This window comes from Rhizomicrobium sp. (assembly GCA_037200385.1).
GTDB lineage: Bacteria > Pseudomonadota > Alphaproteobacteria > Micropepsales > Micropepsaceae > Rhizomicrobium.
Genome location: JBBCGL010000001.1, coordinates 2,469,848 through 2,482,436, shown reverse-complemented (window position 1 = coordinate 2,482,436; position 12,589 = coordinate 2,469,848). Strand labels below are relative to the sequence as shown.

The following is a 12,589-nucleotide window of genomic DNA, read 5'->3' as shown; positions in this document are numbered from 1 at the left end:
CGCGCTCGGCGTCGAAGCACTAATCCGGGGAACGTAGAGACTTGGCCGGATTGAGCCGGGCCTCCGCACGCAGGCCGCGTACGAATTCTTCGGCATAGGGCACGATCGCAAAGACGAGGAAGCCGATCAGCGGCGGTGTCAATGCGCCCCATGAGGGCGGCTGCTTCAGTCCGAGCGAGAAATCCGCCTGCGCCGGGCCGAATCCGAACAGCGCCTCCGCCTGCGGCCAATGCAGGATCGCGAGCAGTAGAAGAGCCGTCAGCGGCATCATCTCGAGTACCGAATGGACCTGCTGCTCGAAAGCGGTCACCTGTCGCGTCGCCATGGCGAGCTTCAGATCGACATGGCTTGTGATCTCGTGGGCCACGAGGCACACGATCATGAAAGCGAGAAGCAGGGCGTCGATCTTGAGGAAAACGGCGCCGAGTACCGGGATTCCCACTTCGCCGAGCATCAGCCAATGCAGCGCCGATTCCTTGGCTCCATTCGCAGATTCGATATGCGTGGCGCGATGACAGCAATAATCCGCAAAGCCCGCCAGCACCCAGACCGGCAGGACGATATACATGAGGACGTCCCAGACCGGGATCAGCGGATACATTCTACGGATTTCTGGCCTTCAGCGGATGCGAGGCTTTGGCCTCAGGCGCCGATACGTCCCGGCTCGTCTTCTTGCCGGCGGCCTTGAGATCGCGCTTGTCGTCGGCAATCTTCTTCATCGGTCGTCTCCGGCACCCATGGGATTCAACCTGCGGGTCGCTGAGAAGTTCCGTGATGCCATCCCGTGCAGAGATGTTTTCGCGGTCCGGCGTCGTGCGCAGATAGAGACAGGGATCCGGCGCCTCCGTCAGTGCGATACCGCCGCGTTCACGGCCAGGGCGATGAGGACCGTGTTGAAAAAGAACGACACGAAGCCGTGCAGCGTGACGGCATTGCGCATCGCCGCGCTTTTTACCCCGACATCCGAGGTCTGGGCCGTCATGCCGATCACCATCGAGAAATAGAGGAATTCGGCGACGCCAGGGTCTTCCGTTCCGGGGAATTCAAGCGGCGGCTGCCGCTTCTGTCCGCGTCCGGGCTTGGCATAGAACAAATTGGAATAGTGCAGCGTCTCGTTGAGCTGGATCACCAGCCAGCCCAGCGGCGCGCCGGCCAGCGACAAGGCGGTCCAGCCCGGACCGGCCGGCGGCTTGGTGTTTAGCGTCATGAAAATCGCCTCGCAACAATAGGCGATGACCGCGAAGATGATCAGCGAGACGACCAGTGCGCCCTCGTCCTCGACCTGCGCCCGTGCTTTCAGCTTGTCGGGACTCATCCACGGCACGGTGACGGCGAAAGCGGCGATGAACGACAGGAAGAACGCATCTGCCGCAATCGCCACCGGCATGCGCAGGTGGAAGAAGAGCGCGATGGCGAGGGCTGCCGCACCGAGCGCGAGCGAGGCATAGAATTTCGCGTGATGATGCCAGTGATGCGAGAATGTGATCGGCGCCCGAAGTTCCACGTATGCCCCTGCGTCGGATGCCGTCAATTTTGAACGCATGGTTCCGCAAACCGATCCCGATAGGAAAATCGTACGGGCGATGCTTGCAAGGAAGTAATGATGGATGCGCCAAGGAACGGCCCTGCGCGCCTCCCGTTCTCCAGAGCATCACACCCGATGGAGGCGCAAATGGCGAAGACGGTTGGAGATTTCCTGTTCGAACGGCTTCGCCAGTGGCAGGTGCGTCGCGTCTTTGGCTATCCCGGCGACGGCATCAACGGCATCGTCACCGCGCTCGGCCGGGCCGGCGATGCGATCGAATTCGTCCAGGTGCGGCACGAAGAAGAAGCCGCTTTCATGGCCTCGGGCCATGCCAAGCTGACCGGCGAGGTCGGCGTCTGCCTTGCCACCTCCGGTCCCGGCGCGATCCACCTGCTCAACGGCCTTTATGACGCCAAGCTCGACCGCCAGCCCGTCGTAGCCCTGGTCGGCCAGCAGGCGCGCGCCTCGCTCGGCGGCCATTTCCAGCAGGAAGTCGATCTGCTGTCGTTGTTCAAGGACGTCGCGTCGGATTTCGTGCAGGTCTGCAGCACGCCGGTCCAGGCGCGCCACTTGATCGACCGTGCTTTTCGCATCGCCAGGGCGCAGCGCACCGTCACCGCGATCATCTTTCCCAACGACGTGCAGGAATCGCCAGCCGCCGAACCGGAGCATGCCCACGGCACCATCCACACCGGCACCGATTTCGCGCTGCCCGTGATCGTGCCGGCGCAATGCGATCTCGAACGCGCCGCGGGCATCCTCAACAAGGGTGAGCGCGTCGCCATGCTGATCGGCCGCGGTGCGGCGAATGCCGAAGACGAAGTGGTCAGGGTTGCCGATGTACTGCAGGCTGGCGTCGCCAAGGCGCTGCTCGGCAAGGCCGTGCTGCCCGACGATCTGCCGTTCGCCACCGGCCAGATCGGCCTGCTCGGCACCAGGGCGTCCTACGAATTGATGCGCGATTGCGACACGCTCCTGATGATCGGCTCGACCTTTCCCTATGGCGAATTCCTGCCCAAGGAAGGTCAGGCGAAGGCGGTGCAGATCGACATCGATCCCACGATGCTGTCGTTGCGCTATCCGATGGACGTCGCGCTCCAGGGCGACGCCGCGCCGACGCTGCGCGCGCTGCTGCCGCTGCTTCAGCCCAAGCCGCGGAGCAAGTGGCGCGGGACTATCGAGAAGAACGTCGCCGCGACCTGGGACGAGGAGGACAGAAAGGCTCACCTCACCGCAGACCCGCTGAATCCCGAACTGTTCTTCTGGGAATTCACCAAGCACCTGCCGGAGCGCGCGATCATCGCCGTCGACACGGGCATGTCGACCACCTTCTTCGCCCGCGCGGTGAAGCTGCGTCGTGACGTGAAGCTCGCGATCTCCGGCACGCTGGCGACGATGGGGCCGGCGATCTCCTTCGCCGCCGCCGGCAAGTTCGCCTTCCCCGATCGACCGGCCTTCGCCTTCGTGGGCGATGGTGCGATGCAGATGCTCGGACTCAACGCCTTCGTCACCGTTGCGAAGTATTGGAAGCAATGGGCCGATCCGCGCTTCGTGGTCGCGGTGCTGAACAACCGGGACCTCAATATGGTGACGTGGGAATTGCGCGGCCTCGGCGGCGCGCCCAAGGTCGCCGCGACTCAGGACCTGCCCGATCTCGACTATGCCGCCTATGCCAGGATGCTCGGCCTTGCGGGCTTTACCGTCGACAAGCCCGGCGATGTCGACCGCATCTGGCAGGAAGCGCTGGCCGCCGGTCGGCCGGCGATCATCGACGTCAAGGCCGATCCCAACGTTGTCGCGCTGCCGCCGCACGCGACCTTCGAGCAGACAAAAAACTTCTTTCTCGCGATGGCCAGGGGCGACGAGGACCGCGACGCGGTGCTGGCCCAACTCTACAAGCAATTGGCCATGGCTTGATCCTCCAACCCGCGCTTCCGGTGGCATTGGCGGCGGTTCCGTGCATCGTCGGGCGGGGCTGGTCGCGAATCCGCTTGCGGATTTAGAGGCCCGGCGGCGCAGTCGATTGGCGAAACACCAGTTCGTGCTCGAGGCGGCGTTCCAAGGGTGCGCCCTCGACATGTTTTCGCACGAGCATCGATACCGCGGCCGCCGCCATCTCCGTGATCGGTTGCCGGCACGTCGTGAGCGGCGGCCAAACCACCCGCGCGACCAGCGAGTCGTCGAAGCCGGCGACGGAAAGCTGCGCCGGCAGGCGCAGGTTGAAGCGCTGGCAGGCCGCGAGGACCGCGGCGGCCATGTCGTCATTGCTCGCGAAGATCGCGGTCGGCTGGTTCGCCAGCGACAGCAGGATCTGCGCCGCCTCCATCCCGGATTGGTAGGAGAAATAACCCTGCACGCACAATTCGTCGACGAACGGCAGTCCCGCCTGATCGAGCGCCGAGCGATAGCCCTCGAATCGCGCATGCGACGCGCCGTGATCCGGATGACCCTTGATGAAACCGATACGACGATGGCCGAGGCCGATGAGATGGGCCGTCATGTCGCGGGCGGCGGCATGATCGTCGATGCTGACGCTGGGCGCGTCCGCCATGGGACGCTCGGGCGCGATGCGCACGAAGGCGGTGTGCTCTTGCCGCAGCGCCGCGATGACGGCCGGTGAATCGCAAAGCGGCGGCGTCAGGATCACGCCGTGCAGCGAAGACTGGACGACCAGCGCACGCACCGCCTCGCCCAGGCCGGGATCCTGGGTGTTCAGCTCCTCGACGATCAGGTGGTAGCCGTCCTCGCGGCAGCGCGCCAACGCGCCGAGTTGGATGCTGGCGATATAGCTGGCCGACGGATTGTCGTAGAGAAGCCCGATCAGCAGCGACCGCTCGCTGGCGAGGCCGCGCGCGAAGACGTTTGGGCGGTAGGACAGCGCCGCCACCGCTTCGGTCACCCGCGCCCTGGCCGACGCGCTGACATTGGGATGGTGATTGACGACCCGCGACACCGTCTTGATCGAAACGCCGGCATGCCTCGCGACGTCGTAGATGCTGGCCGGCTTGTTAGCGATGGCCGCGGCGCGGTCTGCGGCGGGCAGGGCAGGTGGGCGATGCGTCTTCACATATTGGTTCCGGACTGACACCGCGCATGGAAAGCCATGTCAGCCTGCGGAGGCGCGGTCGCCGCGAGCATCGCGACCATCTGGTACTCCACAAGCTACAGAGAACACGATGGGTAAGGATAACATAGGTGGTGCTGTTGACAACGCTGTCACAAATGGACGGAATTCCGGGGCGGGCTCACCTGGCGGTCGGGCGCCGGAGCTTCGTGCGTCGCTGATCACACACCGAAAACAGGACTGGCCCGATCAAGCGGCCGGCCGGAGGGCGAATTGAACGTCACCGCACGCCGCATGCTGCTTCTGTCCATGGCCGGACTGGCATTGAGCGCCACGTCCGCCGAAGCCGAAGTGGCTACCCCCGCGCCGCCCATGGCGATCCACCCCGAACTCTGGCCGAAGCTGCGCAGTCCGGTGATGGACGATCCCACGATCGAGGCGCGCATCGCCGATATGCTCGCGAAGATGACGGTGGAGGAAAAGGTCGGCCAGACGATCCAGGCCGATGTCGCGTCGGTGACGCCGGCCGACGTCAAGCAATACCATCTGGGGTCCATCCTCGACGGCGGCAATTCGGGTCCCTACGGCAATGACCGCGCGCTCGCGCCCGACTGGCTCAAGGAAGCCGACGCGTTTTACGCCGCATCGATGGACGTTCCGGCGGGGCATGTGGCGATTCCGGTGATCTGGGGATCGGATTCCGTCCACGGCAATTCCAACATCATCGGCGCCACGATTTTTCCGCACAATATCGGTCTCGGCGCGGCGCGAGACCCCGCGCTCCTGCGCAGGATCGGAGAGATCACCGCTGTCGAGACGCAGGTCGTCGGCCAGGATTGGACTTTCTCGCCGACCATCGCGGTCGTGCGCGACGACCGCTGGGGCCGAACCTATGAGAGTTATTCCGAGGATCCGAGCATCGTGCGGGAATATGCCGGCGAGATGGTGCAGGGCATCCAGGGCGTGCCGGGCGCGCCCGATTTCCTGCGCAACGGGCACATCATCGCCACGGCGAAACACTATCTCGGCGACGGCGGCACCGATCTCGGCCACGATCAAGGCGACAACCTGTCGAGCGAAGCCGATCTGCGCGACATCCACGCGGCGGGTTATCAGGCTGCCATCGCGGCCGGCGTGCAGACCGTCATGGCCTCCTATTCGAGCTGGCACGGCCAGAAGATGCATGGCAATCATGCCCTGCTGCAGGACGTGCTGTTCGATCGGTTCGGCTTCAACGGCTTCGTCGTCAGCGATTGGAACGCACACGGCCAGCTGCCGGGCTGCACCACGACGAACTGCGCGGCGGCCTTCCTGGCCGGCATCGACATGCTCATGGCCCCGGACAGCTGGAAGGGCCTCTATGAGAGCACGGTCGCCCAGGTGAAATCCGGCGCGATCCCGATGGCGCGCCTCGACCAGGCGGTGGCGCGCATCCTGCGCGTGAAGCTGCGGGCCGGCGTGTTTGAAGCAGGCAGGCCGTCCGTGCGGACCTATGGCGGCCGATGGGACCAGCTCTCGTCACCGGAGCACCGCGCCGTCGCGCGGCAGGCGGTGCGGGAGTCGCTGGTGCTCCTGAAGAACGAGCATGGTCTTTTGCCACTCCAGCCCGGACTCTCCGTGCTGGTCGCGGGCGACGGCGCCGACGACATGGGCAAGCAGACCGGCGGCTGGACGATCTCCTGGCAAGGCACCGGCAACAGCCGTTCGGACTTCCCGCATGCCCAAACGATCTATGAAGGCATCGCCGAACAGGTGCAGGCCGGCGGCGGCGACGCGGATCTCAGCGTGGACGGCAGTTTCCGCAAGAAGCCGGACGTGGCCATCGTCGTGTTCGGCGAAGCCCCCTATGCGGAGTTCATGGGCGACCGCGACAATCTCGCTTTCGAGCCCGGCGATCCGCGCGACCTGCGTCTGATCCGCGCCTTGCATGCGCAGGGCATCCCGGTCGTCGGCATCTTTCTTTCCGGCCGGCCGATGTATGTGACGCGCGAGATCAATGCCTCGGATGCGTTCGTCGCGGCGTGGCTGCCCGGTACCGAAGGCGGCGGTATCGCGGACCTGCTGTTCCGTCGGAAGGACGGTTCCATGCCGTACGACTTCCGCGGCCGGCTCTCCTTCTCTTGGCCGCGTGCGCCCGACCAGGCGCCGCTCAACGTTCCGGCGCCCGATGCGTCCGATGCCGAGAAGCAGGCCTACAATCCGCTCTTCGCGTTCGGCTATGGGCTCAGCTATGCGCAGCCGCGCGACATCGGCAATCTGCCGGAGGCACCGGGCGGCGACATGGTTGAGGCCAATGTCGATCGCTATCTCGAGGCCGGCCATGCGGCGCCGCCATGGTCGCTGGCGATCGTCGGCGGCGACGGATCGTCGGCGCCGGTCATGCGGCTGCCGGCGGCCACGCCTGCGCTGACGCTCGCCAGCGCCGATCACCTCAAGCAGGAGGACACGCTGGTTGCTGCCTGGACGGGTACCGGGCGAGCCGGCCTGGCGATCTCCGGAACGCCGATCGATCTGTCGCGGCAGACCAATGGCGACATGGCGCTGCGTCTTGAGCTGCGGGTCGACGAAGCGCCATCCGTTCCCGTGATGCTGGAGGCCGGCTGCGGCACGAACTGCCATGCTGCCGTCGACGTCGCGAGCCTCTTGCGGTCCGTTCAGGGAAAGGGCTGGACGAGCATCGCGGTGCGGCTCGCTTGCCTGCGGCAGGCCGGCGCGAACATGGCTGCGATCTCGACGCCTTTCGTCCTGACGAGCACCGCACGCCTTACGCTCAGCCTGTCGTCGGTGCGGCTTGCGCCGGGCGAGGGACCGCCCGCTTGCCCGGCTGCGTCGCAGTCGTGAAAGCGACTTCGGCAAGCCGGAGACGCTAATTCGCGGTGTCTTTGGCCGGCGGCTGATAGGCGGAGAACGCGCCCAGCTGGCACGGCAGCTTGGTCTGCAGCACGCGGATGATCTGCTGGTTGGCACAGATCTCGTCGCCGCGGATCACTTCGTCGAAGCCGCCCCAGAATTTGAGTTGCGGGCATTCGCGCCGCAGCGTGTTCTTCCAGACGCGGCCGTCCCGCATGCGGAACAGGATGGTGCGATCGTCGAGAACGGTCGTGCCGCTGACCGCGGAGGCTTCCAGGCAGATCTTGTTGCCATCGGGTTCGGCAGCCTGGGAAGCGCATGCCGCTATGGCTGCGGCGAGCGCGGCCAAAAGTACGTTGCTTACAATCTTCATGGCAATCTCCCTTGTTCCTGGCCCAATCTATCGTCTCGGTTCTGCGGCCGATTTTCGTTCGACCAGCGTATGGGCGACGACGTGGTCTTCCGGCGCGATCGCGCCGCCCGAACGCCGGCTGCGGATGTCGCGCGCGATGAGATCGAGCGCCTGCCGTGCAATGGTGGAGATCGGCTGGCGGATCGTGGTGAGCTGCGGCCACACCGCCACGGCCATCGCGGTATCGTCATAGCCGACGATGGAAAGATCGCGCGGCACGTCGAGACCCTTGCGATGCGCGACCGCGATGGCCGCCGATGCCATGTCGTCGTTGCAGGCGAAGATCGCCGTGGGGATGTTGCGCGGTGCGAGGAGCTTCTCCGCCGCAGCCTGGCCCGAACTGTGGGTGAAATGGCCCTGCACGATCAAGGACGGCTCGATCTTGCAACCCGCTTCGCGCATCGCCGCCTCGAACCCCAGCTGGCGCGCCGCGCTGGCCGAATGGCCGGGATGGCCTTTGATCAAGCCGATGCGACGATGTCCCAGGCCGATCAGATAGCGCGTCATGTCGCCGGCCGCCCGGAACTCGTCGATCCGAACACAGGAGGCTTCGCCGCAGAAACGGCCGGCCGCGACCGCGACGACCGAGACCCCAGCTTTCGTCAGGTCGGCGATGAGCTCGGAGGATTCGCAGACGGGCGAGGGCAACACCATGCCGGCAAGGCCGCCCTTGATCAGCTTGCGCACCGCCGCGCGTGCGGCGACCGGGTCGCCGGTCTCGCATTTTTCCAGCACCAGTTGGACGCCGTTGCGGCTGGCGGCCTCGAGCGCCCCGACGAGGAAGTCGCTGAAATAGGTCGCGCTCGGATTGTTGTACAGCAGTCCGACGCGCGCGCCTTCCGCGCTGGCGAGGCTGCGCGCCGCAGGGTTTGGGAGATATTGCAGATCCTTGACGGCTTTCAGGACCATGTCGCGCGTCTCGGCCCGCACATAGCCTTCCCCGTTGACGACGCGCGAAACCGTCATCTTCGAAACGCCGGCACGCGCCGCAACGTCGTAGATCGTGGCGACATTCCGCGTCCGGCGGCCTTGCTTCCGCAGAGCGTCAGACGTGTCGGCCATTCGAACCGCTCCCGTCTCGTCGAGATCGTCGGCACTTTCGGAGGTCGGGGCGCACTCCGCAAGTCCTCGGGCAAGTCCACGCTTGCCGCGGCGCGTACGCAGCGTTGGTTCGGGGCGACCAGCCTTGCTCGTGACGAGCGCAAGACAGGAGTCATCGGCACGATTGCGCCGGCGTCGCTCTCCGCATTCCGTCGTCACGCATGGCAGGCATCGCAAATGCGCCTGCGGCGCCGGACCGTCATCGCGCATATGTCTGCATGCGCGATGCCCGTTGGCGAAACATCGCGGGCGGTCTGCGTTCGGAACGCAGCCATCAAGAACGCTGCTCACCGTTGCGTAACTGCAACAATTCCTCCGAAATTCGAACGATGTTTCGCATGACAATTCGCCACCTCTGGTGTGACAGCGCTTTCTTTGGTAGCGTTACCTTGTTATCGCTCACAAAGAGGGGGAGTGGGTTGACAGGGCAAACGCCCGAATCCCGATCCACATCTCCCCGTTCAGGGATTGCAAACGCCAGGGACGATTTTTCCCAAGCGCTTGATTTGTAAAGCAAAGCTCAACCGGGTCGCCGTGGGTGTTCGCCACCGGCTCGTCGGGCGGAGCTGTATGCGGTTCGGGGGCTGCCGGACCGCGGATCGAGAGCAACCGCGTGAACGCGCAACCTGTGCGATCGGCGGATAAGAGGAGGGAAACCATGAGCACTCTGCGACGGGAATCGCTGGCCGGCATGCGGGCGGCGGAATTGTTGCGTTCGGCCCTCCTTGGGGGAGCCTGCCTTGCGGCCCTGATGTCCGTTCCTGCGGCGGCGCAGGAAGCTGCGGACGGCACCGTCGAAACGGTCGTCGTCACCGGCCTGCGCGGCTCGCTGCAGCACAACCTCGACATCAAGCGCGACGCCGACGGCCTGTTGGACGCGATCTCCGCCGAAGACCTCGGCAAATTTCCCGATTCCGATCTTGCCGCCGCCATGCAGCGCATTCCCGGCGTCTCGGTCAGCCGCGGCGTCAGTTCGCTGGGAAGCACCGGCGCGCCGACCTCGACCGGCGCCGCGACTGAGATCACCGTTCGTGGTTTTGGCCCGACATTCAACGAGACGCTTTACGACGGCCGCCAGGTTTCGACCGCCATCGGCAGCCGCGGCTTCGATTTCAGCGCGGTCAGCGCCGATTTCGTGAGCGAGATCGATATTCTCAAATCGCCGGACTCTTCGCTCTCCGCCGGCGCGATCGGCGCGACGGTCAATATCAAATTTCCCAAACCGTTCGACAGCCCCGGTCTCAAACTGGTCGGATCGTTCTCCGGTTCCTATTCGCCCGAGAGCGGACAACCCGCGCCGAGCGGCGACGTGCTGTTCAGCGACACATTCGCGAACGATACCATCGGCGTGTTGGTGGATTTCGCCTATACCGACAACCGGACACGCTCCAACCACGTCAACATCCAGGGTTGGGAAGGCTCGACATTCGCGCCTTCGCAATTCGCCGGTGCCGCGCCCGGCGCCTCGACGACGCCCAGCGTGAACGGCTGGGCAATCCAGGACTACGGCGTCTATCAAGAGCACACGAACGAGGTCCGCGAGAACGGCCGTCTCGTCCTGCAATGGCGCCCCGTCGACGCCCTCGAATTTACGCTCAACGACAACTACTCGCGCGACAATCTCAAGCAGAACCAATACGGCTACAGCGTCTGGTTCAACCAGGGCAGCCTGCAGGACATCGTGGCGAATTCCGACGGCACCCTTGTCAGCTTCAACCAGCCGGGTACGCCGACCGACTTCCAGGGCCAGATCAACGCGTCGGTCATCCAGAACAATGAGACCGGCTTCAATGCCAAATGGACCGTCAACGACAAGCTGAGCGCGACGTTCGACGCCGACTTCGCCGAATCCTGGCTGAATCCCGGCGGCCAGCTCACCTATATCGACGCCGATGTGGGCTATGGCCCATCAGGCGCGGGCGGCCTGTTCGGCACCGATGTCGGAATCGCCGGCGTCGGCATCAACAAGCTTCCCTATCCGACCAGCATCGGTCCCAACGGCAATACGGCCGACTTCCTCGGTGCCGGCATCATCGGGTCGCACGTCCTGCCGATCGGCAGCACGCGCAACTACGATCAGGTCGGCCAGGCGAGGCTGGAAGGCGCCTGGACCGAGCAGCATCTTCAGCTCAGGTTCGGCGTTTCCTATGTCTCGGATCGCGAAAGCCTGTCGGAATACGACGACTTCGCCAACAACGATTGGCAGGCTTATTCGGGCTATGGCCCCGCGTCGGGCAATATCGGCCCCGGCCGCGGCGTCACGCTGCCGCAAGGCCTGTTCACGCAGAGCTTCAGCACCTCCGGCTTCATCAACGGGTTCGGCAACAACGGCAATCTGCCGGCGCAGATCCTGCAATTCAATCCGCTCGCCGTGCAAAGCTATCTGCAGAGCCTCGGCAACCCGCAGACGACGGTCATTCCGGGCGCCAATACGACCTGCTGCTCGCCGCCCTTCGACGGCGTCTATCGGATCGTCCTCAGCCCGGGAAGCTACCGGAAGATCTACGAAGAGACCCTGGCTGCTTATGTGACGCTCGCGATGCAGACCAGTCTCGGCGGCATGCCGCTGAAGATCAATCTCGGCGCCCGCGAGGAGACGACGTCGGTCAATTCCTCCGGCCTGGGCCAGCTGCCGCAGACGTTTACCGTCCAGTCGGGCGATCACACGGCGTTCAACATCAATTACTTCCCCGCGACGCTGCAGACCGGAACCAACCGGTATACGCATCTGCTGCCCAACCTCGACCTGGCGCTGCAGGTGACGGACGATCTGCAGTTGCGGCTGGATGCGTCGCGGACGCTGACGAAACCGCCTCTGGCCGATCTCACGCCGGTCCCGTCCGTCACGGCGTCGCGCGTCGGCGACGTGGCGGCGACCAGCGGAAACCCCGACCTGATGCCCTATACGTCGGACAACATCGACATCAGTGCGGAGTATTATTACGCGCCGAACTCGTATGTGGCGATCGACGGCTTCACCAAGTACGTGGACAACTTCATCGTCAACGGCTCGACGCAGGAGACGTTCGCCGGCGTCACCGATCCGACGACGGGTGCCGACGTGTCTTACACCCTGACCGCGCCCGTCAACGGTCCGTCGGCAAAGGTCTACGGCTTGGAGCTCGCTCTTCAGCACGTGTTCGACGACAGCGGCTGGGGTTTCCAGGCGAACGCCACGCTCGTCGGCACGAACAAGCCGTACAATCCGAACGATCTGTCGGTCAGCGGCTTCGCCGTCACGGGCCTCGCGAACTCGGCGAACCTCGTCGGCTTCTACGACAAGGACGGCTTCCAGGCGCGCGTCGCTGCCAATTGGCGCGCGAGCTATCTGGACCATTTCGGCCAGCTCCAGAACGGCTCGAAGTTCGGAATCGAGCCAACCTTCGTGAACTCGACGATCCAGGTCGATTTCAGCACGAGCTACGACATCACCGAGAACGTGAACGTCTTCTTCGAAGCGCTCAATTTGAACGATGCGACCTACAGCACGCATGGCCGCTTCAAGGAACAGCTCCTCGATGCGGTCGACTACGGCCGCTCGTTCCGGCTCGGCGTGCATTGGAAGCTTTGATCCCCCCGACTCGGGACCGCCAAGACTGCTTGGCGGTCCCCCTTTTTTTGCGATACGATGCTTGAG

General features: G+C 64.7%; 8 protein-coding genes. 3 read left to right on the top strand and 5 right to left on the bottom strand.

Translation table 11 applies throughout. The annotated features are described in order from the left end of the window. Positions 1–19 precede the first annotated feature (19 nt). A complete protein-coding gene (locus WDM91_11825) occupies positions 20–601 on the bottom strand; it encodes a hypothetical protein (GenBank protein MEI9995275.1) in 582 nt (193 codons plus the stop codon). A 246-nt stretch (positions 602–847) separates the two neighbouring features. Further along, a complete protein-coding gene (locus WDM91_11820) occupies positions 848–1,504 on the bottom strand; it encodes a DUF1345 domain-containing protein (GenBank protein ID MEI9995274.1) in 657 nt (218 codons plus the stop codon). Positions 1,505–1,672: 168 nt separating this feature from the next. On the opposite strand from WDM91_11820, the gene WDM91_11815 reads away from it, so the two are divergent. Further along, complete coding sequence (locus WDM91_11815; protein MEI9995273.1) at positions 1,673–3,442, top strand: thiamine pyrophosphate-requiring protein; 1,770 nt, start codon at positions 1,673–1,675, stop codon at positions 3,440–3,442. 82 nt (positions 3,443–3,524) lie between these two features. Here WDM91_11815 and WDM91_11810 read toward each other — a convergent pair whose 3' ends face one another. Beyond that, on the bottom strand, positions 3,525–4,592 hold the full coding sequence (locus WDM91_11810; protein ID MEI9995272.1) for a LacI family DNA-binding transcriptional regulator: 1,068 nt from the start codon (positions 4,590–4,592) through the stop codon (positions 3,525–3,527). Between the two features lie 270 nt (positions 4,593–4,862). Here WDM91_11810 and WDM91_11805 point away from each other — a divergent pair, with 270 nt between their 5' ends. Beyond that, a complete protein-coding gene (locus WDM91_11805) occupies positions 4,863–7,430 on the top strand; it encodes an exo 1,3/1,4-beta-D-glucan glucohydrolase (GenBank protein ID MEI9995271.1) in 2,568 nt (855 codons plus the stop codon). Positions 7,431–7,455: 25 nt separating this feature from the next. On the opposite strand, the gene WDM91_11800 is transcribed toward WDM91_11805, so the two are convergent. After that, positions 7,456–7,812, bottom strand: coding sequence for a hypothetical protein (locus WDM91_11800; protein MEI9995270.1), 357 nt, complete (start codon positions 7,810–7,812; stop codon positions 7,456–7,458). Positions 7,813–7,839: 27 nt separating this feature from the next. Further along, positions 7,840–8,913 carry a LacI family DNA-binding transcriptional regulator gene (locus tag WDM91_11795; GenBank protein ID MEI9995269.1) on the bottom strand — a complete coding sequence of 358 codons (1,074 nt, stop codon included), beginning with the start codon at positions 8,911–8,913 and terminating at the stop codon, positions 7,840–7,842. Positions 8,914–9,610: 697 nt separating this feature from the next. Here WDM91_11795 and WDM91_11790 point away from each other — a divergent pair. Beyond that, a complete protein-coding gene (locus tag WDM91_11790; GenBank protein ID MEI9995268.1) occupies positions 9,611–12,523 on the top strand; it encodes a TonB-dependent receptor in 2,913 nt (970 codons plus the stop codon). Positions 12,524–12,589: the final 66 nt, after the last annotated feature.